Source organism: Streptomyces sp. A012304, assembly GCF_026008495.1.
Lineage (GTDB): Bacteria > Actinomycetota > Actinomycetes > Streptomycetales > Streptomycetaceae > Streptomyces.
Genome location: NZ_BQUN01000203.1, coordinates 53,764 through 76,994 on the forward strand (window position 1 = coordinate 53,764; position 23,231 = coordinate 76,994).

At 71.3% G+C, this 23,231-nt stretch carries 24 protein-coding genes and 1 riboswitch; of the genes, 6 read left to right on the forward strand and 18 right to left on the reverse strand.

Annotated features, from left to right (window positions below; genetic code table 11):
* Positions 1-2 precede the first annotated feature (2 nt).
* The 3 genes from ALMP_RS41590 to ALMP_RS41600 form a co-directional block, all read right to left on the reverse strand.
* Positions 3-1,001: a methionine synthase gene (locus ALMP_RS41590; protein ID WP_264937226.1), complete on the reverse strand. Its 999-nt coding sequence runs from the start codon at positions 999-1,001 to the stop codon at positions 3-5.
* A 68-nt stretch (positions 1,002-1,069) separates the two neighbouring features.
* Positions 1,070-1,759: an SDR family oxidoreductase gene (locus ALMP_RS41595; protein ID WP_264937227.1), complete on the reverse strand. Its 690-nt coding sequence runs from the start codon at positions 1,757-1,759 to the stop codon at positions 1,070-1,072.
* 27 nt (positions 1,760-1,786) lie between these two features.
* Positions 1,787-2,347, reverse strand: a complete 561-nt coding sequence (locus ALMP_RS41600) for a TIGR00730 family Rossman fold protein (RefSeq protein WP_264937228.1) — start codon at positions 2,345-2,347, stop codon at positions 1,787-1,789.
* A 51-nt stretch (positions 2,348-2,398) separates the two neighbouring features.
* Here ALMP_RS41600 and ALMP_RS41605 point away from each other — a divergent pair, with 51 nt between their 5' ends.
* Positions 2,399-2,722 (forward strand): DUF427 domain-containing protein, encoded by a 324-nt coding sequence (locus ALMP_RS41605; protein ID WP_264937229.1) that lies wholly within the window; start codon positions 2,399-2,401, stop codon positions 2,720-2,722.
* A gap of 38 nt (positions 2,723-2,760) precedes the next feature.
* Positions 2,761-3,543 carry an alpha/beta fold hydrolase gene (locus ALMP_RS41610; protein WP_264937230.1) on the forward strand — a complete coding sequence of 261 codons (783 nt, stop codon included), beginning with the start codon at positions 2,761-2,763 and terminating at the stop codon, positions 3,541-3,543.
* A 48-nt stretch (positions 3,544-3,591) separates the two neighbouring features.
* Here ALMP_RS41610 and mnmA read toward each other — a convergent pair whose 3' ends face one another.
* Positions 3,592-4,722, reverse strand: coding sequence for a tRNA 2-thiouridine(34) synthase MnmA (mnmA, locus tag ALMP_RS41615; RefSeq protein WP_264937231.1), 1,131 nt, complete (start codon positions 4,720-4,722; stop codon positions 3,592-3,594).
* 82 nt (positions 4,723-4,804) lie between these two features.
* On the opposite strand from mnmA, the gene ALMP_RS41620 reads away from it, so the two are divergent.
* Positions 4,805-5,464 carry an N-acetylmuramoyl-L-alanine amidase gene (locus ALMP_RS41620; RefSeq protein ID WP_264937232.1) on the forward strand — a complete coding sequence of 220 codons (660 nt, stop codon included), beginning with the start codon at positions 4,805-4,807 and terminating at the stop codon, positions 5,462-5,464.
* A gap of 104 nt (positions 5,465-5,568) precedes the next feature.
* Here ALMP_RS41620 and ALMP_RS41625 read toward each other — a convergent pair whose 3' ends face one another.
* From ALMP_RS41625 to ALMP_RS41635, 3 genes are all read right to left on the reverse strand, one after another.
* Entirely contained in the window at positions 5,569-6,738 is a 1,170-nt protein-coding gene (locus ALMP_RS41625) for a cysteine desulfurase family protein (protein ID WP_264937233.1), read from the reverse strand.
* A 192-nt stretch (positions 6,739-6,930) separates the two neighbouring features.
* The gene (locus ALMP_RS41630) at positions 6,931-7,197 is read right to left on the reverse strand and encodes a DUF4190 domain-containing protein (protein WP_264937234.1); all 267 of its coding nucleotides are present in this window, start codon (positions 7,195-7,197) and stop codon (positions 6,931-6,933) included.
* Positions 7,198-7,217: 20 nt separating this feature from the next.
* Positions 7,218-7,385: a hypothetical protein gene (locus tag ALMP_RS41635; RefSeq protein WP_264937235.1), complete on the reverse strand. Its 168-nt coding sequence runs from the start codon at positions 7,383-7,385 to the stop codon at positions 7,218-7,220.
* A 122-nt stretch (positions 7,386-7,507) separates the two neighbouring features.
* On the opposite strand from ALMP_RS41635, the gene ALMP_RS41640 reads away from it, so the two are divergent.
* The gene (locus ALMP_RS41640; protein ID WP_264937236.1) at positions 7,508-8,152 is read left to right on the forward strand and encodes a TetR family transcriptional regulator; all 645 of its coding nucleotides are present in this window, start codon (positions 7,508-7,510) and stop codon (positions 8,150-8,152) included.
* A gap of 77 nt (positions 8,153-8,229) precedes the next feature.
* Here the strand turns inward: ALMP_RS41640 and ALMP_RS41645 are convergent, their stop codons facing one another.
* Positions 8,230-9,204 carry a YafY family protein gene (locus ALMP_RS41645; protein WP_264937237.1) on the reverse strand — a complete coding sequence of 325 codons (975 nt, stop codon included), beginning with the start codon at positions 9,202-9,204 and terminating at the stop codon, positions 8,230-8,232.
* A gap of 42 nt (positions 9,205-9,246) precedes the next feature.
* Positions 9,247-10,101 carry a thioesterase family protein gene (locus ALMP_RS41650; RefSeq protein WP_264937238.1) on the reverse strand — a complete coding sequence of 285 codons (855 nt, stop codon included), beginning with the start codon at positions 10,099-10,101 and terminating at the stop codon, positions 9,247-9,249.
* Between the two features lie 167 nt (positions 10,102-10,268).
* Here ALMP_RS41650 and ALMP_RS41655 point away from each other — a divergent pair, with 167 nt between their 5' ends.
* Positions 10,269-11,495, forward strand: coding sequence for an esterase family protein (locus tag ALMP_RS41655; RefSeq protein WP_264937239.1), 1,227 nt, complete (start codon positions 10,269-10,271; stop codon positions 11,493-11,495).
* On the opposite strand, the gene ALMP_RS41660 is transcribed toward ALMP_RS41655, so the two are convergent.
* The 9 genes from ALMP_RS41660 to ALMP_RS41700 all read right to left on the reverse strand — a co-directional run bounded on the left by ALMP_RS41660 (position 11,404) and on the right by ALMP_RS41700 (position 21,571).
* Positions 11,404-12,060, reverse strand: a complete 657-nt coding sequence (locus ALMP_RS41660) for a trimeric intracellular cation channel family protein (RefSeq protein WP_264937240.1) — start codon at positions 12,058-12,060, stop codon at positions 11,404-11,406. The genes ALMP_RS41655 and ALMP_RS41660 overlap by 92 nt on opposite strands.
* Before the next feature lie 64 nt (positions 12,061-12,124).
* Positions 12,125-13,378 carry an ABC transporter ATP-binding protein gene (locus ALMP_RS41665; RefSeq protein WP_264937241.1) on the reverse strand — a complete coding sequence of 418 codons (1,254 nt, stop codon included), beginning with the start codon at positions 13,376-13,378 and terminating at the stop codon, positions 12,125-12,127.
* On the reverse strand, positions 13,375-14,472 hold the full coding sequence (locus ALMP_RS41670; protein ID WP_264937242.1) for an ABC transporter ATP-binding protein: 1,098 nt from the start codon (positions 14,470-14,472) through the stop codon (positions 13,375-13,377). The genes ALMP_RS41665 and ALMP_RS41670 overlap by 4 nt, the downstream gene beginning before the upstream one ends.
* Complete coding sequence (locus tag ALMP_RS41675; protein ID WP_264937243.1) at positions 14,469-15,467, reverse strand: ABC transporter permease; 999 nt, start codon at positions 15,465-15,467, stop codon at positions 14,469-14,471. The genes ALMP_RS41670 and ALMP_RS41675 overlap by 4 nt, the downstream gene beginning before the upstream one ends.
* Positions 15,468-15,610: 143 nt before the next feature.
* Positions 15,611-17,407: an ABC transporter substrate-binding protein gene (locus ALMP_RS41680; protein WP_264937244.1), complete on the reverse strand. Its 1,797-nt coding sequence runs from the start codon at positions 17,405-17,407 to the stop codon at positions 15,611-15,613.
* A 69-nt stretch (positions 17,408-17,476) separates the two neighbouring features.
* The gene (locus tag ALMP_RS41685) at positions 17,477-18,484 is read right to left on the reverse strand and encodes an ABC transporter permease (RefSeq protein WP_264937245.1); all 1,008 of its coding nucleotides are present in this window, start codon (positions 18,482-18,484) and stop codon (positions 17,477-17,479) included.
* 324 nt (positions 18,485-18,808) lie between these two features.
* Positions 18,809-19,606 (reverse strand): enhanced serine sensitivity protein SseB C-terminal domain-containing protein, encoded by a 798-nt coding sequence (locus tag ALMP_RS41690; protein ID WP_264937246.1) that lies wholly within the window; start codon positions 19,604-19,606, stop codon positions 18,809-18,811.
* 138 nt (positions 19,607-19,744) lie between these two features.
* On the reverse strand, positions 19,745-20,551 hold the full coding sequence (locus tag ALMP_RS41695) for an enhanced serine sensitivity protein SseB (RefSeq protein WP_264937247.1): 807 nt from the start codon (positions 20,549-20,551) through the stop codon (positions 19,745-19,747).
* Between the two features lie 339 nt (positions 20,552-20,890).
* Entirely contained in the window at positions 20,891-21,571 is a 681-nt protein-coding gene (locus ALMP_RS41700; protein WP_264937248.1) for an ATP-binding protein, read from the reverse strand.
* Between the two features lie 176 nt (positions 21,572-21,747).
* Positions 21,748-21,847: riboswitch (glycine riboswitch) on the forward strand.
* 179 nt (positions 21,848-22,026) lie between these two features.
* Here ALMP_RS41700 and gcvT point away from each other — a divergent pair.
* Positions 22,027-23,154: a glycine cleavage system aminomethyltransferase GcvT gene (gene gcvT / locus ALMP_RS41705; RefSeq protein ID WP_264937249.1), complete on the forward strand. Its 1,128-nt coding sequence runs from the start codon at positions 22,027-22,029 to the stop codon at positions 23,152-23,154.
* Positions 23,155-23,231 lie beyond the last annotated feature (77 nt).

Here is a 23,231-nt window from a genome sequence, read left to right on the forward strand (position 1 = left end):
CGTTACTCTGGGTTGTCCGCGAGGGATCTCGCCGCCCGGACGCAGTGAGCGAGCGCCTGCCGCGCGTACGCGGGGGAGGCCCCCGCGAGGCCGCACGCCGGAGTGACCGTGACCGCTTCCGCGAGAAGCCCCGGTGACAGCCCCAGCCTGCGCCACAGCGTCCTGACACCCATGACGCTACCGGCAGGGTCTGACAACGGGCCGTCCACGCCCGGCACCACACCGGCGAACAGCCGGGTACCCCCTTCCACGGCCTCGCCGATCACCTCGTCGTCACGCTCGGTGAGGAGCGAGAAGTCGAAGGAGACGGCGGCCGCTCCGGCCCGGCGCAGCAGCGCGAACGGGACGTCCGGCGCGCACGAGTGGACCACGACCGGGCCGCCGCCGTGCACCCCGACGACCTCCCGCAGGATCGCCTCCACGACCTGGCGATCGACGGCTCGGTGGGTGCGGTAGCCGCTGGCGGTGCGCACCCGGCCGCGCAGCACGGCCGTGAGGGAGGGTTCGTCGAGCTGGAGCACGAGCTGGGCGCCCGGGACCCGGCGCCGCACCTCCGCGAGGTGCAGTCGCAGGCCCTCCGCGAGGGAGGCGGCCAGGTCGCGGCAGGCGCCGGGGTCGGAGAGGGCGGCCTCGCCGTTCTTCAGCTCGAGGGCGGACGCCAGGGTCCAGGGCCCGACCGCCTGGATCTTGAGCTGTCCCTCGTGCCCCTGCGTGAACTCCTCCAGCGCGTCGAGGTCCTCCCCCAGCCACGACCGCGCCCGCCGGGTGTCGCGGCCGGGACGGTCACCGATCCGCCAGCCGCTGGGCTCCACGCGCGCGTACAGCTCCACCAGCAGACCCGCCGTGCGGCCGATCATGTCGGCGCCGGGGCCGCGGGCGGGCAGCTCGGGGAGGAACGGGAAGTCCTCGAAGGATCCGGTGGCGGTCTTGGCGGCCTCTCTGGCGTCGCCGCCGGGCAGGGAGCCGATGCCGGTGGCGGGGCCGAAGCGATTGTCGTTCACGGGTGAAGCCTACGTAGGCCCCGCCCCCGCCCGTGTGCCGCGGCCCCGCACACCGGACCGGGACGGTGTCATCCGCCCGGCCGTACCGTGAGATCGTTGACCTCCGCGTCCCTCGGCAGGTCCAGCGCCATCAGGATCGTCGTCGCCACCGACTCGGGGTCGATCCACCGGGCGGGGTCGTACTCCTTGCCCTCCTGCTGGTGGACCTTGGCCTGCATGGGGCTCGCCGTGCGGCCGGGGTAGACGGAGGTGACGCGGACGCCGTTGGAGTGTTCCTCGTGGCGCAACGAGTCCGCCAGAGCCTTCAGTCCGTGCTTGGAGGCGGCGTAGGCGGACCAGTCGGCGTGGGCGTTCAGGCCGGCGCCGGAGTTGACGAACACCACGTGTCCACGGCTCGCGCGCAGCTGGGGCAGGAAGTGGCGGGTCAGCTCGGCGGGCGCGATCAGGTTGACGTTGAGCTGGTGCCGCCAGGACTTGGGGGTCAGGTCGCCGACCGCGCCGAGGTCGACGACCCCGGCGATGTGCAGCAGGGAGTCGACGCGGTCGGGGAGCGTCTGGTGGGAGAAGGCCCAGGACAGCCTGTCAGGGTCGGCCAGGTCCCCGACGAGCGTCTTCGCGCCGGGGAACTCCGCCGCCAGCTCCTTAGCGCGTCCCGCGTCGCGCGCGTGGAGCACGAGGTCGTCCCCGCGCGCGTGGAGACGGCGGGCGACGGCCGCGCCGATGCCGGAGCCCGCACCGGTGATCACATGAGTAGCCATGCCCGCCATGCTCGCATCACCGGCGGGTCAGGCGACGCCCCGGTCGGCGGCGGCCGCTGACGTCGCAGCCTCCAGGTAGGCCAGCGCCCCGACCGGCTCCTCCGCGAAGAAGACCAGGTCGGTCAGGGGCCGCGGCAGGAACCCCTCGTCCTCCATGCGCCGGAACTGCTGTTCGAGACCGTCGTAGAAGCCGGCGGTGTTCAGCAGGACGACGGGTTTGTCGGTGTGGCCGTGCTTCTTCAGCTCCAGGATCTCGGTGGCCTCGTCGAGGGTGCCGGTCCCGCCGACCATGACGACCACCGCGTCGGCCTTCTCCAGGAGCAGCTTCTTGCGTTCGGCCAGGTCCCTCGCGATCACCATCTCGTCCACGCCCGGACGGGCCTTCGCCGCCAGGAACTCCACCGAGACGCCGGCCAGCCGGCCGCCGGCCTCCTGCACCCCGTCGGCGACCACCTTCATCAGGCCCACGTCGGATCCGCCCCACACGAGCGTGTGGCCGCCCTTGCCGAGCAGTTCGGCGAACTCGCGCGCGGGGCGCGTGTAACGGTCGTCGAGATCGGCGGCGGAGAGGAAGACACAGATACGCATGGGGTCACCGTACGCGGGAAGAACCGGGGCCCCGCGAGCGCTTTCTGCGGTATGGCCCATGGACACACCATCACCATCGAGCGGGGCGGGCGGCACGTCAGGGTCGTCCACGACGGCCGGGTGCTGGCCGAGAGCGACCGCCCCCTGGTCCTGCGCGAGACCGGCTGTCCGGTGCGGTACTACCTCCCCGCCGAGGACGTACGGCTGGACCTGCTGACGCCCTCCGACACCCGTACGTACTGCCCGTTCAAGGGCACCGCCTCCTACTGGTCGCTGCCGGAGGCGCCCGACCTGGTGTGGGCGTACCCCGATCCGAAGCCGGACGTCAGGGAGATCAAGGACCACCTCTGCTTCTACGAAGTGGAAGTGTCGTAGGCCGATGACGTCCGTGCCGTGCGGCAGTCTGGACAGGCATGGACAAGAAGACCCTTTCCCGCGACGGCACCGCCCTCGCGTACGCGCGTGCCGGGCAGGGCCCGGCGGTCATCCTGGTGAGCGGCGCGATGTCGACGGGCGGCACCGTGGCGCCCCTCGCCGGGCTCCTCGCGCACGACTTCACCGCCCTGTGGTACGACCGCCGGGGCCGCGGCGAGAGCGACGACACGGCGCCCTACGCGGTGGAACGCGAGCTGGAGGACCTGGCCGCGCTGATCGACGCGGCGGGCGGCGAGGCGGCGCTGTACGGCATCTCCTCGGGCGGCGCGCTGGCCCTGCGCGCGGCGGCCGCCGGACTGCCGGTGAGCCGGGTGGCGGTGTACGAGACGCCGTTCGCGGACTTCTCCGAGGGCGGCGCGGAGGAACGCGCCACGTACACCGCGCGGCTGACCGAGGCGCTCTCCCAGGGCAGGCGCGGGGAGGCGGTCGAGCTGTTCCTGCGGCTGACGGGCCTGGCCGAGGAGATGATCCGCAGCGCCCGCCAGTCACCGATGTGGGCCGCCATGGAGGAGATCGCCCCGACCCTCGCCTACGACGACGCCGTCATGGGCGACGGCCTCGTGCCCCGGGAGCGGCTCGCGTCGACCGGTGCGCCGGTGCTGGCGGTCGCGGGGGCGGCGAGCCCGGCCTGGCTGCGCCGGGCCGTCCAGGAGGTCGCGCGGGCCGTGCCCCGGGGCACCTACCGGGAGCTGGAGGACCAGACGCACATGGTGGACCCGAACGTGCTGGCGCCGGTGCTGGCCGAGTTCTTCGGCGCCTGAAGACCCGCCCTCGACAGCCGGCGACCTCGCCGCGGCCGGGGGTGGTTCTCAGGCCACGGCGGTCGTCGCGCGGGTGGTCGAGGCGATCGTCGCCGAGCCCACCACGCGCGTGCCGTCGTACAGGACGATCGCCTGGCCGGGGGCCACACCCCGGACCGGGGCGGTGAAGGCGACCTCCAGGCGGCCGTCGACGAGTTCGGCGGTGACCTCGGTCTCGCCGCCGTGGGCACGGAGTTGGGCGGTGTAGGTGCCGGGGCCGGTGGGGGCGGCTCCGCACCAGCGGGGCTTGACGGCGGTCAGCCCGGTCACGTCCAGGGCGGCGGCGGGGCCGACCGTCACCGTGTTGTCCACCGGCGAGATGTCGAGGACGTAGCGCGGCTTGCCGTCGGCGGCGGGGGTGCCGATGCGCAGGCCCTTGCGCTGGCCGATGGTGAAGCCGTACGCGCCCTCGTGCGTGCCGAGCTTGTTGCCGGCCTCGTCGACGATGTCGCCCTCCGCCTTGCCCAGCCGCTGCGCCAGGAAGCCCTGGGTGTCGCCGTCGGCGATGAAGCAGATGTCGTGGGAGTCGGGCTTCTTGGCCACCGCCAGGCCCCTGCGCTCGGCCTCGGCGCGGATCTCGTCCTTCGTGGTGACCGTGTCGCCGAGCGGGAAGAGGGCGTGGGCGAGCTGCCGGTCGTCCAGGACGCCCAGGACGTACGACTGGTCCTTGGCCATGTCGGAGGCGCGGTGCAGCTCACGGGAGCCGTCGGGGAGCGTCACGATCTTCGCGTAGTGGCCGGTGCAGACCGCGTCGAAGCCCAGTGCGAGCGCCTTGTCGAGGAGGGCGGCGAACTTGATCTTCTCGTTGCAGCGCAGGCACGGGTTGGGGGTGCGGCCGGCCTCGTACTCGGCGACGAAGTCCTCGACGACGTCCTCGCGGAAGCGGTCGGCGAGGTCCCAGACGTAGAAGGGGATGCCGATGACGTCGGCGGCGCGGCGGGCGTCGCGGGAGTCCTCGATGGTGCAACAGCCCCGCGCGCCCGTGCGGAACGACTGCGGGTTGGCGGAGAGCGCGAGGTGGACGCCGGTGACGTCATGGCCGGCTTCCGCGGCACGGGCCGCGGCGACGGCGGAGTCGACCCCGCCGGACATGGCGGCGAGTACGCGGAGGGGGCGGGGGCGCTGCGAGGTCTCAGTCATAACCCTTCCAGGGTACGGGGCGCGGGGAACCGGGGCCCGCGCGTATCCGTTGTGGATCTCGAGGGGCGAGGAAGGACGGGCCATGGGGGTCAGGAAGAAGGACGCGGACCGGCGGATCGGGCGGCGTGCGCTGCTGATCGGCGGCGCGGCGGCGGCCGTGGGTTCACTGGCGCTGGCGCGCGATGAGCTGGCGCGGCTGTGGTGGCGGCTGCCGGGCATGGAGCGGCCTCGGGTGGAGGGGGCGGTCGACTTCCGGGGCGCGCAGTGGGTGGCGGCGTCGGACGGGAACTTCCGGTGGGCGGACCGGCCGGACGACTACGGGATCGACATGATCGTCGTCCATGTCACCCAGGGCGACTTCGCGAGCGCGGTGAAGGTCTTCCAGGACCCGAAGCACCGAGCGGCGGCCCACTACATCGTCGGGAAGAACGGGCGGATCGCGCAGATGATCCGCGAGCTGGACGTGGCGTACCACGCAGGCAACCGCTCGTACAACGAGCGGAGCGTCGGTATCGAGCACGAGGGCTTCGTGGACCGGCCCGAGGACTTCACGGACGCGATGTACACGGCCTCCGCCCGGCTGGCCGCCGGGATATGCCGGCGGTACGGCATACCCGTCGACCGCGAGCACATCATCGGGCATGTGGAGGTGCCGGGGACGGACCACACCGACCCCGGGGAGCACTGGGACTGGGACCGGTACATGCGGCTGGTGCGGGAGGCCCTCACCACGGCGGCGTAAAGGCCCCTTTCCCGACGCCCTCCGACGCCGCCCCTTTTGTGACGCCCGCAGACGCCCTTCCGACGCCCTTCCGACGCCCTTCCGACGCCCTTACGGCCGTCCCGTCAGGTCAGTCCCGCCGCGCGGGCGCGTTCCACCACCGGGCCGATGGCCTTGGCGACCGCCTCGACGTCGGCCTCGGTGGAGGTGTGGCCCAGGGAGAAGCGGAGCGTGCCGCGGGCCAGGTCGGGGTCGGTGCCGGTGGCGAGCAGGACATGGCTGGGCTGGGCGACTCCGGCGGTGCAGGCGGAGCCGGTGGAGCACTCGATGCCCTGGGCGTCCAGGAGGAGGAGCAGGGAGTCGCCCTCGCAGCCGGGGAAGGTGAAGTGGGCGTTGGCGGGGAGACGGCCCCCGGGTGCCGGGTCGCCGCCGAGGATCGCGTCCGGGACCGCCGTGCGGACCGCGGCGACGAGCGCGTCGCGCAGGGCCCCGATCTCGCGGGCGAACCACTCGCGCTGTTCGGCGGCGAGGCGTCCGGCGACGGCGAAGGAGGCGATCGCGGGGACGTCGAGGGTGCCGGAGCGGACGTGCCGCTCCTGGCCGCCGCCGTGCAGGACGGGTACGGGCGTGTACTCGCGGCCCAGGAGGAGGGCGCCGATGCCGTAGGGGCCGCCGATCTTGTGGCCGGAGACGGTCATCGCGGCGAGGCCGGAGGCGGCGAAGTCGACCGGGACCTGACCGAAGGCCTGGACCGCGTCGGCGTGCAGCGGGACACCGAACTCGGCGGCGGCGTCGGCCAGTTCACGGACCGGCATGAGCGTGCCGATCTCGTTGTTCGCCCACATCACGGTGGCGAGGGCGACGTCGTCGGGGTCGCGGGCGATGGCCTCGCGCAGGGCGTCGGGGTGGACGCGGCCGTGGGAGTCGACCGGGAGGTACTCGACGGTCGCGCCCTCGTGCTCGCCCAGCCAGTGCACGGCGTCGAGGACCGCGTGGTGCTCGACGGGGCTGGCGAGGACCCGGGTGCGGGCCGGGTCGGCGTCGCGACGGGACCAGTACAGGCCCTTGACGGCGAGGTTGTCGGCCTCGGTGCCGCCGGAGGTGAAGACGACCTCGCTGGGGCGGGCGCCGAGCGCTTCCGCGAGGGTCTCGCGTGCTTCCTCGACCGTGCGACGGGCCTGGCGGCCGGATGCGTGGAGGGAGGAGGCATTGCCGGTGATGCTCAGGTGGGCGGTCAGTGCCTCTGCCGCCTCCGGGAGCATCGGGGTGGTCGCGGCGTGGTCGAGGTAAGCCATGGTGAGGCGATTCTACGGGGCCCAGATGACGGGCCCGGTGTGCAGGTCGCCCGGGGGGGTGCCGTCAGACCCGGGGCCGCACCCGAGGCCGGCGGCGGCGCGCCCGGCGCTGTCGGCTGCGCCCACCCGTTCCGCCCCGGCGGAACGACTGCTCACGGCGGGAGGGGCAGACGGCCGTCCTCGCCTCCGCCCTCAGAAACTCCACGAGATCGTCGAGTCCGCCTGCATGAAGGCGATCAGGACGACCAGGTCGGCGATGCCGAGGGTGAGGCCGAGCCAGGCCCGGCCTCGGCGGGCGGTGCCGCGCCAGAGGGCCAGGGAGGCCAGCACGATGGCGATCGGGCCGAGGAAGACGTTGAGGACGAGGAGGCCGACGAGGCCGAGGACGAAGGACGCGACGGCCATGCCGTCGGTGTCGCGGATACCGGTGCGCTGTGAGGCCGGTGCGGTGAGGTGCATGGTCGGTCAGCTCCTGACGGTCAGTGGGTCGAGGTGTGCCGACGGCGGGCGTGACGCTCACGCAGGGCGAAGACGCCCAGCCAGGTGGCGATCACGAGCGCGGCGACGAGGCTGAAGCTGAAGGGCGCGTGGGCCACGGTGCCCAGGACGACGCCGAGCAGCAGGAGTGCGGCGACGAGGAACAGCATGGGATGGAATCCCCCTCCGTAAAATTTCGGTGAACAGTTGTGGTTACAGTTGTTCACTGACTCACGAGTCTAGCGCGTCCCACGGGTTTGCATTTACGGAGAACAGTTGTTAACTGGATGACATGAGTCACACTCTCGGCATCCGGCAGGCCCAGAAGCAGAAGACCCGGCAGGCGCTCCTGGACGCGGCCTTGGGACTGTTGGAGGAGCAGAGCCTGAGCAGCCTGGGGCTGCGCGAGGTCACCCGCGCCGTCGGGGTCGCCCCGACCGCCTTCTACCGGCACTTCCGCTCCACCGCGGACCTCGGCGTCGCCCTGGTCGAGGAGGCGCTGGGCAGCCTGCACTCGATGATCGGCAACACCGTGACGGACGCCGAGTCGAGCGAGGAGCGCATCACGCGCGCCGTCGAACTGATCGCCCGTCATGTGGACGCGTACCCCGCACATGTCCGTTTTATCGCCCGGGAGCGACATGGCGGGGTCCAGCCGGTCCGGGAGGCGATACGGCAGCAACTGGTCCGGTTCGCCGAGGAGGTGAGGGCCGAGCTGGCCAAGGACCCCGAGTCGGAGGGCTGGAGCGACGACGACCTCATGATGCTGTCGCATCTCTTCGTCGACCAGATGCTCATCACGGCCTCGCTGTTCCTGGAGGCACAGGAGGCCGCGGAGGGCGACGGGATCTCCGCCGAGGACCGTGAGCGGGTCACCCGTCTCGCGACCCGGCAACTGCGCCTCATCAGCATCGGCCGCCACCACTGGCTGGACTGAGCCCGCCCGGCGGCCCTGCGTAGGGGCCCCGGACGGCACCCTTGTCGGACCCCAAGAGACCGCTCCGACCTGCGAGTTCATTCGGAGGGCGGGGCGGGGCGCTGGTACAGCTCCGTGACAGAGGCGGCCGCCGCGCGCAGTTCCTCGCGCACCTCCGGCGGCGAGAGGACCTCCACCCGGTCGGAGAACGCGAGGAGTTGACGGGCCTCGCCGACGACGCCGTACGACAGCCGGGCGGTCACCCACTCGCCGTCGGGGGTGTCGGGGACCTCGACCAGATGGGCGGCGTTGAGGCGCAGGAACAGGTCGAGGCGGTCGCGGCGGACGCGGACGGTGACGTCGATGCCGCCGCGGCGTTCCTCGACGCGGCGGCGCAACTCCTCCCAGACCGTGGTGAGTTCCACGCCGGGGCGGCGGCGTACGGGGTCGTCGAGGACCTTCGCCGAGCGCACCCGGTCGGCGCGGAAGAGCCGCGGTGCCGCCTCGCGGTCGGCGACCAGGTACCAGACACCGGCCTTGGCGACGAGACCGTACGGGTCGACGGTGTACGTCCGTGGCTCCCGCTCGCCGCTGTGCCGGTAGCGCAGCCGCAGCCGGCGGTCGGCGAAGACGGCGTTCTGCAGCACGTCCAGGTCCACGGCGGTGCGCGGCCCGCCCTTCCAGCGGGTGGCGTCGACCAGGACGCGGCGGCTGACGACCTCGGCGGCCGGGCGGTGCGGGGCGGGCAGCGCGGCCATGACCTTGCGCAGCGCGGAGCCGAGGGCCGAGTCCAGGCCGAGGGCGGTGTGGGCGCCGTCGGCGGCCAGTACGAACAGGGCGCGCGACTCGTCGGCGGTCAGGCCGGTGACGTCCGTGCGGAAGCCGGGCAGCAGGGCGATGCCGCCGTGCCGGCCGCGTTCGGCGTAGACCGGGACGCCGGCGGCGGAGAGTGCCTCCACGTCCCGGTAGATCGTGCGTACGGACACTTCGAGGCGTTGGGCGAGTTCGGGCGCGGTGACGCGGCCGTGGGTCTGCAGGAGCAGCAGGATCGACAGCAGACGGTCGGACTTCACGTCACCAGCGTCCCACCCGCCCCGGTGAACGCCTCGGGGGCGTCAGGCCAGCCGGACCCGCGCCAACTGCCGCGACTGGGCCACCAGCCGGTCCTCGCTGTCCCACACCTCGGCGTCCTCCTCCAGGAAGCCGCCCGCGAGGTTGCGGGTGGTGAGGGCGACCCGCACGGGGCCCGGGGCCGGCCGGGAGCGGACGTGGACGGTCAGTTCGACGGTGGGGACCCAGCCGGCGATGCCGAGGTCGAAGGCGGTGGGCGGCAGGGCGTCCACGGCGAGGAGCAGCGACAGCGGGTCGGCGGGCCGGCCGTCGGCCAGGCCGAACCAGGCCCGCATCTCACCCTTGCCGGAGGGCTGTCCGAGCGCCCAGCCGATGGTCGACGGGTCGAGCTTGAGCATCAGCCGCTCGGCGATGGGCTGCTGGTCGGCGTCGGGGGCGGGGCCGTCGTCGGGGCCGAGGCAGTGGCTGATCGGCGGGAGGGCCGGCGGCTTCGCCGAGGTGCGGACGTCGTCGGGGAGGGCGTCGAGGTCGCCGTAGGAGGCGAGGACACGGATCCGTTCGACCTCCTGGCCCTGCTCGTCGTACTGGAGGAGGGAGGCCTGGCCGGTGGAGAGGGTGCGGCCGGTGCGGACCGTCTCGGTGCGGATCACCGCCGGGCCGGGGCGGGAGGCGCTGAGGTAGTGCGCGGAGACGGTGAACGGGTCGGGGTGCGGCAGGGTGTCCGCCAGCGCGCGGCCCAGGACGGCCAGGAGGTAACCGCCGTTGACGGCTCCGAAGATCGTCCAGCCGGCCGAGAGGTCGGTGTCGTAGACGCCGGGCTCGCGCGGGGTGACCGCGGTGTCGCGGTCGAACTCGCTGTCGCCGACGGCGGCGGGGGCGATGGCTGCTGCATCTGACATGGCTGAACCGTACAACAGCCAATTACTAAGCGGTAGCTTTGCCCACGGTCCATCTGTAGGCTCCTCAGGGCGTCCTCAGGAATGCCCGGGTGAAGGGCGGGCAATTTCCCGGTAAGTGTCCGTACTCGTCCGTAAACCCCGCGGGCCGTTTTCCCCTCTCCAGGGACATGAGCCTCACCGGGACTCCGTTCCTCTCCACCTTGATCGCGCTGTCCGTCGTCGCCCTCGCCCTGCCGCTGCTGCTGTGGTCGCGGCTGCGGGGACCCCGGATCGCGCGGGCCGTGGCCCGGGTGCTGATGCTGCTGTTCGCCCAGGGCACCGCCGTCGCCCTGGTGTTCGTGCTGGTCAACAACTCCAACAACCTGTACGACACCTGGGACGACCTCCTCGGTACCGGCAACCATGTGCAGCAGGCCGCCGACCTGGGCGCCGACGGCACCGGCGGGATAGCCCTGGAGCGGCTGCCCAAGGTCCGGCAGACGTTCAGCCAGGCCGAGGGGCCGGGCATGCACGCGGCCGGCGGGGTGCGCGTCACCCAGGTCAAGGGCCGTGTCTCCGGTGTGAACGCCGAGGTCTACGTCTGGCTGCCGCCGCAGTACGACGAACCGGCCTACCGCAAACACGCCTTCCCCGTGGTGGAGCTGCTGCCGGGCTACCCGGGCTCGGCCAAGTCGTGGTTCGGGACGCTGCGGGTGCACGAGCAGCTGCTGCCGCTGATGCGGGAGGGCAAGGTCGCGCCGTTCATCCTGGTCGCGCCGCGCACCACGCTGCTGCCCGGGGTGGACACCGGCTGCGCCAACGTCCCGGGCGCCGTCAACGCCGACTCCTGGCTGAGCCTGGACGTGCCGAAGATGGTCACGGACAACTTCCGGGCCCAGCCCGCGCCCAAGGGCTGGGCGGTCGCCGGGTACTCGGCCGGGGCGCACTGCGCGGCCAAGCTGGCCGTCGCCCACCCCGACCGCTACCGGGCCGCGGTGAGCCTGTCCGGCTACAACGACCCGATCATCGAGCGCAACTCGCTGGCCGCCCAGGACCCCGCCCTGCGCCGCGCCAACAACCCCTACCTGCTGCTGCGCCGCGCGGCCACCCCGCCGCCCGTGGCCCTCTACCTCTCCGGCCAGCCCGGCGACGGCTACGAGGCCGGGCTCGCCCTCCAGCGGGAGGCGAAGGCGCCGACCACCGTGCACGTCGTCTACATCCCGAAGGGCGCGGGCGGCCACACCATGGCCCTGTGGAAACCCCAGGTGGTGCCCGTCTTCCGCTGGCTGACCACCCAGCTCGGCCAGCGGCCGCTCGCGGGCGCTACTCCTCCCGCACCGTCGAGCGACGGTTCCACGCGCGCGGCGCTCGCCAGTGAAACCGCATCGCGAGGAGACGCAGCGCGAAGGCGGTGACCGCGGCCGCCCCGCTGGCCAGCGGGGTCAGGGCGTCGAAGCGGATGCACAGCGCCACCAGCGTGGCGCCGACGATCGCCGGGACCGCGTACAGGTCGCGGTCCCAGCGCAGCAGTGAGGGCACCTCGTTGGCGAGGACGTCCCGCAGCACACCGCCGCCGACGGCGGTGGCCAGGCCCAGGGCGGCCGAGGCGGTGAGGCCCAGGCCGTGGTCGTAGGCCTTGGTCGTGCCCGTGACGCAGAACAGGCCGAGGCCGGCCGCGTCGAAGACGTTCACCCCCGTCTGGATCCGCTCCACCTGCGGGTGGAGGAAGACGACGAGCAGGGCGGCCAGCAGCGGGGTGAGGAAGTACCCCAGATCCGTGAAGGCCGCGGGCGGCACCGCCCCGATGATCACATCACGGAAGATGCCCCCGCCCAGTGCGGTGACCTCGGCGAGCACGGCGATGCCGAAGACGTCGAAGTTCTTGCGGACGGCCAGCAGCGCGCCGGAGATGGCGAACACGAAGATGCCGATCAGGTCGAGCGTGTGCTGGACGGAAGGGCTGAAGATTTGCTGGAGCACCCTCTTATTCTCACCCAGCACGAAGCCCCCGCCTTACATTGCAAGGCGGGGGCCTGGGATCTGCTTACTTCTCCTTGGAGGGCGTCTCCTCGGAGGGCGTCTCCTCGGAGGGCATCTCCTCGGAGGGCATCTCCTCGGAGGCACCGGTCTGGCCGGTCTCCTCCGTCAGGGACGCCACCGCCGCCGACGTCTCCGCCGACTCCGCGAGCACCTCGTCGGCCACCAGCTCCGCCGCCTCCTTCGCGGCGGTCAGCAGGACGGTGTCCTGCGGGGCCTGGTCCTCGAAGTTCTCCGGGTGGTGGCAGGCGACCTGCTGACCCGGCTTCAGCTCGACCAGCTTCGGCTCGGTGGTCTTGCAGATCTCCGTCGCCTTCCAGCACCTGGTGTGGAAGCGGCAGCCGCTCGGCGGGGAGATCGGCGAGGGCACGTCGCCCTTGAGCAGGATCCGCTCGCTCTTGGCGTTCCTGCGCTTCGGGTCCGGGATCGGCACCGCCGACATCAGCGCCTTGGTGTACGGGTGCATCGGCGTCTTGTAGAGCAGGTCACGGTCGGCCAGCTCGACGATCTTGCCGAGGTACATCACCGCGATCCGGTCCGACACGTGCCGGACGACCGAGAGGTCGTGCGCGATGATCACATAGGTCAGGCCGAGCTCCTCCTGGAGGTCGTCCAGCAGGTTCACCACCTGCGCCTGGATCGACACGTCCAGCGCGGACACCGGCTCGTCCGCCACGACCAGCTTCGGGTTGAGCGCGAGCGCGCGGGCGATGCCGATGCGCTGGCGCTGACCGCCGGAGAACTCGTGCGGATAGCGGTTGTAGTGCTCGGGGTTGAGACCCACGACCGACAGCAGCCGCTGCACTTCCTTCTTGATGCCGCCCTCGGGCGTGACGCCCTGGAGCTTGAAGGGGGCGCCGATGATCGTGCCGATGGTGTGACGCGGGTTCAGCGAGGAGTAAGGGTCCTGGAAGATCATCTGCACATCGCGGCGGAGCGGACGCATCCCGCCCACGCCGAGGTGCGTGATGTCCTTGCCCTCGAACTCGATCTTGCCGCCGGTCGGTTCCAGCAGCCGGGTGATCAGCCGGCCCATCGTGGACTTGCCGCAGCCGGACTCCCCCACCACGCCGAGCGTCTCACCGGCGCGGACCTCGAAGTCCAGGCCGTCGACCGCGTGCACCGCGCCGACCTGCCGCTGGAGCAGGCCCTTCTTGATCGGGAAGTGCTTCTGCAGGCCGCTGACCTTCAGCAGCACCTCGCCGTCGGCACGGCCGCCCTTGCCCTGCGCGGGAATCGTCACCGCTTTCTCGTCACTCACAGCTTCGGCGCAATCTCTTCGGTCCAGATACGCTCCCGCTGCTCCGTGCTCAGGTGGCAGGCGGCCCAGTGCCGGCTGCCGACCTCGGCCAGCTCGGGGCGGACCGTGCGGGTGACGTCGTCCTTGGGGAGGTCCGCGTACGGGCAGCGCGGGTTGAAGGCGCAGCCGGACGGGAGGTTGATCAGCGAGGGCGGGGAGCCCTTCACCGGGATCAGGCGCTCCTGCTGCTCGCGGTCCAGGCGCGGCATCGAGCCGAGCAGGCCCCAGGTGTAGGGGTGGCGGGGCTCGTAGAACACCTTCTCCGCCGGACCGCGCTCCACGCAGCGGCCGCCGTACATCACCAGGATGTCGTCGGCGAGTTCGGCGACGACACCCAGGTCGTGGGTGATGACGATGACCGCGGAGCCGAACTCCTTCTGCAGGTCGCGGATCAGGTCGAGGATCTGCGCCTGGACCGTCACGTCGAGGGCGGTCGTCGGCTCGTCCGCGATCAGCAGCTCGGGGTTGTTGACCAGCGACATCGCGATCATCGCGCGCTGGCGCATACCGCCGGAGAACTCGTGCGGGTAGTTGTCGACGCGCTTGTCCGGCTGCGGGATGCCGACCCGGTCGAGCATCTCGACCGCGCGCCGCTTGGCGGTCTTCTTGTCGACGTCGTGGTGGATCCGGTACGCCTCCACGATCTGCTGGCCGATCGTGTAGTACGGGTGCAGCGCCGACAGCGGGTCCTGGAAGATCATCGCCATCTGACGGCCGCGCAGCTTGCGCACATGGTCCGGGTCGGCGGACAGCAGCTCGGTGCCGTCCAGCCAGATCTCGCCGGAGATCTGGGCCTTGCGCTTGCCGTACTGGCCGGCGGTGTGCAGGCCCATGATGCCGAGCGAGGTCACCGACTTGCCGGAGCCGGACTCGCCCACGATGCCGAGGGTCTTGCCCTTCTCCAGCTGGAAGCTGAGCCCGTCGACGGACTTGACCAGGCCGTCGTCGGTCGGGAAGTGCACCTTCAGGTCGCGCACTTCCAGGAAGGCGGTCGGCGCGGGCGAGGTGCCCGTGGGCTCACCCACGGCGGCTCCCGTCTTGCTGAGTTCGGTCATGAGAGCCTCACTCGGGGGTCGATCACGGCGTACAGGACGTCCACCACGAGGTTGGCGACGAGGACCGCGACGGAGGTGATCAGAGTGACGCCCAGAATGATCGGCAGGTCCTGGTTCTTGATGGCGTTGAGCACGGCCTGGCCGAGACCGGGCAGGCTGAACGTCGTCTCCGTCAGGATCGCGCCGCCGATGAGGGCGCCGAGGTCCATGCCCAGCATGGTCAGGACGGGCGTCATCGAGGAGCGCATGGCGTGCTTGCCGATGACCGTCTGCTCACGCAGGCCCTTGGCGCGGGCGGTGCGGATGTAGTCCTCGCCGAGGATCTCCAGCATGGTGGCGCGGGTGATCCGGGCGTACATCGCGGCGTACAGGAACGCCAGCGTGATCCACGGGAGGATCATGCCGCCGAACCAGCCGCCGAAGCTGTCCTCCAGCGGCACGTACTGGCCGTCGAACCACTTCAGTCCGAAGACGAAGATCGCCAGGCTCAGCATGCCGGTGAAGTAGATGGGGAGGGAGACACCCGCCAGGGCGACGACCATCGCACCGCGGTCCCAGATGGTGCCCCGCTTGAGCGCGGAGAGCACACCCGCCGCGACACCGAAGATCAGCCAGAGCACGGCGGCACCGAGCGCCAGACCCAGGGTCACCGGGAAGCGGTCGGTGAGCACCGGCCAGACGGCCTGCTCGCTGCGGAAGGAGTAGCCGAAGCACGGCGCGGCGCAGTGCACGGAATCACCGCCACCCACATAGGTGCGGCCCGCGAAGATGCCCTTGAAGAACTCCCAGACCTGAGCGTAGATCGGGTCGTCCAGTCCCAGCTTCTGCCGCACGCCCTCGACGGCGGCGGGGTCGGCCTGCTTGCCCACGAAGCTCAGGGCAACGTCGACGCCGGCCCACTTGGGGACGAGGAAGAAGATGCCGAAGACCACCATGATGATGATCACGAGCATCACTGCGGCGGCGAACAGCCGCCTGATGAGGTAAGCGAGCACAGCTCTCGGCCCGCTGCGGACCACGGGCCACCTACGGTCTCCCCCACTGTCTTATGGACGTGGGAGGTACCCCCAGGTGGCCCGCGGTCACGCCGCGCCGGCCTTCACCTGCCTTTCGTGCCGTACGGCGGGTGTACCGGTTGTCAGCTGGTGGACTTCAGACCGAGGTTGACGAAGTCGTACATGCCGCTGTAGCCGTCGGACGTGTAGACGTTCGCCAGGCGGCTGGAGCGCCAGTTGAGGAACCGCTCGAAGACGAAGGGCAGGTAGTACGCGCCCTCCATCACCTTGTGGTTGATCTCCGTGGCGATCTTCGCCTTGCCCGCGTCGTCCAGCGTGTTGACGTAGTTGTCGAACAGACCGTCGATCGTCTTGTCGTTGATCAGGGCGTAGTTGTTGTTGCCGCTCTCGAGGATGTACTTGCTGTTCCACAGCGGCAGGCCGTAGCCCTGGACGGACGGGAAGTCCGCGCCCCAGCCCATGATGATGATGCCGTAGCCCTTCTTCTTCACGTTGGAGGGGCTACCGATGATGCTGGAGGTCTGCGAGCCGTCGTACTGGTCGATCTCGGCGGTGATGCCGATCTTCTTCAGCGACGCCTGCAGGGACTGGGCCGTGGCCACCTCGGCGGGCTTGTTGTTGCGGACCGCGATGGTGGTCTTGAAGCCGTTCGGCTGACCGCAGGCCTTCAGCGCTTCCTTGGCCTTGGCCGCGTTGCCGCTCTTGTTGGCGCCGGCGAGCTCGTACGGGTCGTACTTCTGGCCCTCGGAGCCCGGAACCTGCGGCGGGAGCATGTTGGTGCCGATGTCACCACCGGCGACGGGGCCGCCGCGCGCGGTCTGGAGCGAGACGTGGTCGGCGCCGAGGATGACGGCCTTGCGGCACTCGATGTTGTTGAACGGCGCGACGCTCTGCGGGAAGACCGCGTACCGGATGTAGCCGGAGACCGGGTTGTCCAGGTTGCCCTTGTGCTTCTTCAGGGCGGTGGTGCGGCCCTGCGGCGACATACCGGTCTGGTTGATGTCCATGTCCAGGTCGCCGTTGATCAGACGCTGGTCCAGCTCGTTGGCGTTGGAGAAGAACTTGACCGTGATCTTGTCCGGGTAGGCCTTGCGGATCGGGTCCGAGGCCTGGCTCCACTTGTCGTTGCGGACAAGGGTGAGGTCCTTGCCCGGGTTGTACGACTCGAACTTGTACGGGCCGGAGGAGAACGGCTTCAGGCCGTACTTGGACTTGGTGTCCTTGTCCTGGCGGACCGGCGAGGCCGAGATCAGGCCCAGCATCTCCTCGAAGTCCGAGTTGGCCTTCGGGAGCTTGAAGACGATGGTCTTGTCGTCCGGGGTCTCGATGGCCTTCAGACCGAGCTTGTCCGCGGAGGTGTCCTTGTACGGGCCCTTGTAGGCGCCGGTCGGGTCCAGCACCTCCTTGAGGTACGTGGGACCACCGGACAGCACGTCCTGCGCCCACACGCGCTCGATGCCGTACTTGATGTCCTTGGAGGTGATCGGCTTGCCGTCCTCCCAGGTGATGCCGTCACGCAGCGTGTACGTGTAGGTCTTGCCGTCGTCGGTGATCTTGGCGAGACCGGTGGCGAGGTCGGGGGTCAGCTCGGCGCCGGCCTTGCCGGGCTCCGGCTTGTTCGTGACGAGCTGACGGCTGTAGTAGCGGGCGAAGTCCCACATGAAGCCGTAGTAGCCGCGCGTGGTGTCCCACGAGTCGGCGTCCTGGGCGCCACCGAACTTCAGCTCGCCGCCCTTCTTGACCTGGTCGGCCTGGGCGATCTTCTGGTTCGCGGCGTCGAACCCGGCGGCGCCGTTCTTCGAACCGCCGTCGCCGTCATCTCCACCGCCGCCGCACGCCGCCGTGGTCAGCAGCGCCGCGACCACGGCGGCAGCGGCCATGGCCTGCTTGCGCCGCCCTGAGGTGCGTTGGGTAGTCACGATCTCGGATCCTCCGGATTTGATGAGAGACCCCGTGTGAGAGCCACGGGAGGCTTGGGGTACGGCAGTTCAGCGGGAGCCCTTCGGGTCCAGCGCGTCACGCACGCCGTCGCCGAAGAGGTTGAAGGCAAGAACGGTGATGAAGATCGCCACGCCCGGGACCACCATGTACATGGGGTCCGAGTCGTAGTAATCGAGCGCGCTCGAAAGCATCTGCCCCCAGGAGGCCGTGGGCGGCTTGACGCCCACGCCCAGGAAGCTGAGTGCCGCCTCGGTGAGGATGTTGGTGGGGATCATCATCGTCGTGTACACGATGATCGGGGCGACGAGGTTGGGCAGCAGCTCCTTGAACAGGATGTACAGCCGTCCCGCGCCCAGCGACCGCGCGGCTTCGACGTACTCGCGCTCACGCAGCGAGAGCGTCTGGCCGCGCACCACGCGTCCGATGTAGGGCCAGCCGAAGAAGCCGATGACCAGGATCATCACGAAGACGCGCACACCCGTGCCGGTCAGTCCCAGCATCTCGTTCGGCATGACGGAGACCAGCGCGATGATGAACAGCAGCTGCGGGAAGGCCAGCAGACCGTCCATCACCCGGCTGATGAGGGAGTCGACCCAGCCGCCGAAGAAGCCGGCGAGGATGCCCAGGATGGTGCCGAGCACCACCGCGACCACGGCCGACAGGAAGCCGACCAGCAGCGAGATCCGGGCACCGTAGAGGATGCGGGCGAAGATGTCGCGGCCGTTGACCGGCTCGACACCCAGCAGGTGCTCGCCGCTGATGCCGCCCAAGGAGCCCGTGGGCGTGCCGAAGAGCGGGTCGATCAGGTCCTCGTGGTACTCGTTCGGGTCCTGCCCGACCAGGCCGGTGATCACCGGCGCGAACAGGGCGATCAGGATGAGGACGAGCACCACGACGCCGCCCGTCAGGGCGAGCTTGTCCCGCTTGAGGCGCTCCCAGGCGATCCGGCCGAGGGAACGACCCTGTACGGCCTTGGCGCCGCTGGTCGCGACCGCCGCTTCCTCGGCCGCGCCCGGGGCCGCTTCCGCGGTCGGCTCGTGCAATGGTGCCGTCATCTGGCAGGGACCCCTCTCAACCGGCGGTAGCCGGCCCGCGCTTGCCGCTGTAGCGGCGTGGTCAGTCCGTCGTACACAGGGGCGAAGCACCCCTGGTGCGGGAGTCTTCAACGCTTTGGCGATCTGTAGCCAGACTTGGCAGTGAAAGGATGCGTAAACGTGATGAGGTCAGTGGGGTTCCGTTATCCGGACGGCGGGTAACGGCCGCCGGACGGCGACTTATTCGGGCATTTCGCCAGATAACCTGACCAACTACTGCTCTCTACGCGCGGAGAACCCCACTGCCGTCGGGAGGTGTTGAGGGGCACGCCGGGGCGGCGGTGGTCAGTAGCGGCCGGCGGGCGGGTAGCCGTAGCCCGCGGCGGGTGCCTGGGCGGGGGCGGCGGGGGCGTGCGCCTCGCGGTCGTAGAAGGGGCGGGCGTGGGCGCGCATCCACATCACGACCGGGTCGTAGTCGTCGGTCATGGCGACCGTCGACACCGGCAGGCCGTCCGGTACCGCGCCGATCGACTGCTGCATCATCGCCCGTACGGCGTCCACGGCCGGCGGGGAGGTGTCGTACACGTCGAGCCCGATGGCGAGGTAGGGCGCGCCGAGTGCGGGCTGCACCCAGGCGCGGCGCAGGGAGCGCAGGGCGGGGGTGCGGTGGGCGTTCTGCGCGAGGAGGGCGTAGAACTGCGGGATCTCGATGGCCGGTTCGGACAGCCGCAGCGGGCCGGCCGGCTGCCGCTCCAGACCGGTGGCGATCCGGCGCAGGTCCAGCCAGGGGATGCCGACGCCGCCGCCCGGGGCGTGCGGGTTCAGCCAGAGGCCGTAGCGGCCCGGGTACAGCGTGCGCGCCGCGTCCAGGCCGTCGACCACCTCGTACGAGCGGTTCCAGCCGCTGGCCGAGAGCTCCTGGGCGGAGGTGACGCAGGGGGCGTAGCCGTGGCCCTCGACCTCCATGGCGCCGTACTGGGCGTCGGGGGAGCCGGCCTGGCCCTGCCACAGCAGCATCCACACCTGGCCGCCGGAGGGGGTGGCGAGCGCGCGCAGCAGCGCCTCGTAGGCGTCGTAACGCCCGGGCGTGACCTGGCGCAGCATGTGCTCGACCTGCCCGGCCGCGATGCCGCTGGCGCTCACCTGTACCGCCCCTTCGATTCGTTTGCCCCGCGTGTGCACACCAGCTTAGGTGGCTCCGCCGACAACGGGCGCCCACCGAGGGGTGGCTTGTTCGTTGTCGGCGGGGGTTGGCGGCGGTTGGCCGCTCACTGGGAGTTTCTAGGCCGCCCTGGTGTAGAAGGGGCGCACCCGCTCCTTCAGCCAGCGGGCGACCGGGTCCTGCGTGACGTCGAGCAGGACCAGGTTGACCGGCCAGGGCGCCGCGGTCCTGCCGAGGGCCCGGCCCAGGGCCTCCAGGGGCAGCGCGCGCAGGTCGCCCTCCCACTGGGAGAGTTCCACGCCGACGAACATGACCGGCTCGGCCGTCTCGACGGCGGCGAGGCAGCGGCGGGCGGTGAGGACGACGCCTATCGCCTCGAACTCAGCCGAGGCCGCGGACAGGAAGTCCACCGGGTCGTCCTGCCAGTCGGGCTCGAAGAGCCGGACCCGGCCGCCGCTCGCGGGGCCGTCCAGCGGGGTACGGCCCTGGCGGCACAGCTCGGCCACGGCCACCGGCGGCAGCGGTACGCCGACCACGCCCTCGGGGTTCACGGCCATGCCCACCTGCGGCGGCAGGCCCCGGGCGAACTCCACGGCCGGCGCGACCGTGTACGACATGTGCGCGCCGGCGACCTGGCGGAGCTGCTCCTCGGAGCTGAAGACGGGCACGTAGGCCTGGCCGTCGATCTCCAGCGAGGGCAGGTCGAGGGGACCGCTGTGCGGTCCGCCGCCGTTGGGCAGCGGCACCCATACGAAGCTGCGCCCCAGTACCTCCACGATCCTCGCGCCGGCCCCCGGCACGCCGAGGGACGCGGAGAGCACCTCCTCCAGCTCGTTGCCGGGCCATCCGCCGTGCGAACGGGGGTGCGCCTGACCGGAGAAGTCCGCGGAGAAGTCCGCCGGGAGGTCCGCCGGGGGAAAGTCCATCTGCCTACCGCCTGCTGGTATCCACTGCTGTGGCTGAAAGGCTAGCGGGTGGCCGGCCCTTCGGGCCGAACTCTGCCGGGGCTGCCGGGCGCGGGGCGGCCGGGACCGGTCGCGCAGTTCCCCGCGCCCCTGAAGGCGGGGGCGCAGCGCCGTCGTCGGGTGCGGGCCGGCCGGGGCCGGTCGCGCAGTTCCCCGCGCCCCTGAAAGCGGAGGCGCAGCGCCGTCGTCAGGTGCGGGCCCGCCGGGACCGGTCGCGCAGTTCCCCGCGCCCCTGAGGGTGGGGGCACAGCGCCGTCGTCGGGTGCGGGGCGCGCAGTTCGCCACGTCTTTTTGGGCGGTCTACGGGGTGCCGGTGAAGGCGATGCGGCGGAGGGTGTTGGCCGCGGCGCGGTCCAGGAGGATCGCTGAGGCGCAGCCGTGGGGGAGGCGGCCCTTTTCCACGGAGTGCAGGAGGCGGGCGGCGGCGCGGCGGTGACGGCGGAAGGCGTAGCGGGAGACGCCTCGGCCGCGCTCGCGCTGGCCTTCCAGCGCGGTGTCCGGGGTGACGTCGAGCAGGACCAGGTGGAGGGCGCCGCCGCGGCGGCGGGCCTCGCGGGCCAGCCAGTCGCGGACCCAGGCCTGCGTACCGCAGTCGTGCACGACCACGCCCGCCCCGCCGCGCAGGGCCCGGCGCAGCCCGGTGTAGTGGGCGAGCCGGACGAGCGGGCGGTAGACGGCGTACGGCAGGAAGCGGGGCATGCGGGCGTCCCAGCGGTCGCGGGTGTCCTGGGAGTCGATGCCGACGCCCTTCACCGCGCGCCGCATCAGGGTGGACTTGCCGCTGCCGGGCAGGCCCGTGACCACGACCAGGTCACGCGGGCCGAAGAGGAGGCCGTGCGGGCTGTGTCCGGCGCGGTCGCGCAGGTCGCGGACGACGGGGGCGGGTGCGGGCCGCGCACCGCACGCCCCTCCGGCCGTGGCCTGCGGCTGCCCGGGCAGGGCGACCGCCGAGGTCGTCGCGTATGCCGAGGTCCTGTTCACCGTGATCGTCCTCCCCTGGGGTCAGACAAGTCTTCTCCCCATCGAACGTAAAGAGAAGGTAATGCGCGGTGTTGCGCGTTTTCGTGCGCGTTCGGCCACAACCCGGTCACAGATGCGGCCTGCCGTGATCGGGTACGGCATGCGATGATGGCCGCGCCAACTGCATACCGGCCGTTTGAACCCGCGCGGGAGAGTCCCGGACACGTACCAGGTCCGGGCGCCGAAGGAGCAAGTCCCTCCCTTGAATCTCTCAGGCCCCGTTACCGCGCGGGCGAGGCACATCTGAAAAGCGAGTCACCCGCCGGTGGCTCCACCCAAGGTGCAAGCCGTGATCCGAGTGGTCATGGCGAACCTCTCAGGTTCCGATGACAGATGGGGAGGAACGACCTCGCCTTCCCCACGCTCGCCTGAGCCCGCGCGGGAGGTGTCGCCATCGCCTTGGGAGAAGAACGCCGATGAGCAGTACCGAACCCTCCGAGAAGCGCCGCACCGCGCTCGACGCCGTGCACCGCTCGCTCGGCGCGACCATGACCGACTTCGCCGGCTGGGACATGCCCCTGCGCTACGGCTCCGAGCGCGACGAGCACCAGGCCGTCCGCACGAGGGCCGGGCTCTTCGATCTCTCCCACATGGGCGAGATCACCGTCACCGGCCCGGAGGCGGCCGCCCTGCTGAACTTCGCCCTGGTCGGCGACATCGCCTCCGTCGGCGTCGGCCGGGCCCGCTACACCATGATCTGCCAGGCCGACGGCGGCATCCTGGACGACCTGATCGTCTACCGGCTCGCCGAGACGGAGTACATGGTCGTCGCCAACGCCTCCAACGCCCTGACGGTCCTGGAGGCGCTGCGCGCCCGTGCCGAGCGGTTCGACGCCGAGGTCCGCGACGACCGGGACGCCTACGCCCTGATCGCCGTCCAGGGCCCCGAGTCCCCCGGCGTCCTCGCCTCCCTCACCGACGCCGACCTGGACGGCCTGAAGTACTACGCGGGCCTGCCCGGCACCGTCGCCGGTGTCCCCGCGCTGATCGCCCGCACCGGCTACACCGGCGAGGACGGTTTCGAGCTGTTCGTGCGGCCCGAGCACGCCGTCGAGCTGTGGCAGGCGCTGACCAAGGCCGGCGAGGGCGTCGGGCTGGTCCCCTGCGGCCTGTCCTGCCGGGACACCCTGCGCCTGGAGGCGGGCATGCCGCTGTACGGGCACGAGCTGACCGCGGGGCTGACGCCCTTCGACGCCGGGCTCGGCCGGGTGGTGAAGTTCGGCAAGGAGGGCGACTTCGTCGGGCGTGAGGCGCTCGCCGCGGCCGCCGCCCGCGCCGAGACCGACCCGCCGCGCGTCCTGGTCGGCCTGGTCGCCGAGGGCCGTCGTGTCCCGCGCGCGGGGTACTCCGTCGTCGCCGGCGGCGAGGTGATCGGCGAGGTCACCTCCGGCGCCCCCTCCCCCACGCTGGGCAAGCCGATCGCCATGGCGTACGTCGACGCCGCCCACGCGGCCCCGGGCACCCCGGGTGTCGGCGTGGACATCCGGGGCAGTCACGAGCCGTACGAGGTCGTGGCGCTGCCGTTCTACAAGCGGCGCAAGTGACACCGTCGTAGCCCCCGCAGCACTGAAGCGGTAGTGATGTCGGGCACATCACCGCTGCTCACGCATGCCTTCCGCAG

What these genes read in the sequence shown, in the direction of transcription:
- ALMP_RS41595 (WP_264937227.1), bottom strand. Translation starts at nt 1,759, where the DNA reads ATGGCTACTCATGTGATCACCGGTGCGGGCTCCGGCATCGGCGCGGCC.
- ALMP_RS41600 (WP_264937228.1), bottom strand. Translation starts at nt 2,347, where the DNA reads ATGCGTATCTGTGTCTTCCTCTCCGCCGCCGATCTCGACGACCGTTAC.
- ALMP_RS41605 (WP_264937229.1), top strand. Translation starts at nt 2,399, where the DNA reads ATGGCCCATGGACACACCATCACCATCGAGCGGGGCGGGCGGCACGTC.
- ALMP_RS41610 (WP_264937230.1), top strand. Translation starts at nt 2,761, where the DNA reads ATGGACAAGAAGACCCTTTCCCGCGACGGCACCGCCCTCGCGTACGCG.
- mnmA (WP_264937231.1), bottom strand. Translation starts at nt 4,722, where the DNA reads ATGACTGAGACCTCGCAGCGCCCCCGCCCCCTCCGCGTACTCGCCGCC.
- ALMP_RS41620 (WP_264937232.1), top strand. Translation starts at nt 4,805, where the DNA reads ATGGGGGTCAGGAAGAAGGACGCGGACCGGCGGATCGGGCGGCGTGCG.
- ALMP_RS41625 (WP_264937233.1), bottom strand. Translation starts at nt 6,738, where the DNA reads ATGGCTTACCTCGACCACGCCGCGACCACCCCGATGCTCCCGGAGGCG.
- ALMP_RS41630 (WP_264937234.1), bottom strand. Translation starts at nt 7,197, where the DNA reads ATGCACCTCACCGCACCGGCCTCACAGCGCACCGGTATCCGCGACACC.
- ALMP_RS41635 (WP_264937235.1), bottom strand. Translation starts at nt 7,385, where the DNA reads ATGCTGTTCCTCGTCGCCGCACTCCTGCTGCTCGGCGTCGTCCTGGGC.
- ALMP_RS41640 (WP_264937236.1), top strand. Translation starts at nt 7,508, where the DNA reads ATGAGTCACACTCTCGGCATCCGGCAGGCCCAGAAGCAGAAGACCCGG.
- ALMP_RS41650 (WP_264937238.1), bottom strand. Translation starts at nt 10,101, where the DNA reads ATGTCAGATGCAGCAGCCATCGCCCCCGCCGCCGTCGGCGACAGCGAG.
- ALMP_RS41655 (WP_264937239.1), top strand. Translation starts at nt 10,269, where the DNA reads ATGAGCCTCACCGGGACTCCGTTCCTCTCCACCTTGATCGCGCTGTCC.
- ALMP_RS41670 (WP_264937242.1), bottom strand. Translation starts at nt 14,472, where the DNA reads ATGACCGAACTCAGCAAGACGGGAGCCGCCGTGGGTGAGCCCACGGGC.
- ALMP_RS41685 (WP_264937245.1), bottom strand. Translation starts at nt 18,484, where the DNA reads ATGACGGCACCATTGCACGAGCCGACCGCGGAAGCGGCCCCGGGCGCG.
- ALMP_RS41695 (WP_264937247.1), bottom strand. Translation starts at nt 20,551, where the DNA reads ATGGACTTTCCCCCGGCGGACCTCCCGGCGGACTTCTCCGCGGACTTC.
- gcvT (WP_264937249.1), top strand. Translation starts at nt 22,027, where the DNA reads ATGAGCAGTACCGAACCCTCCGAGAAGCGCCGCACCGCGCTCGACGCC.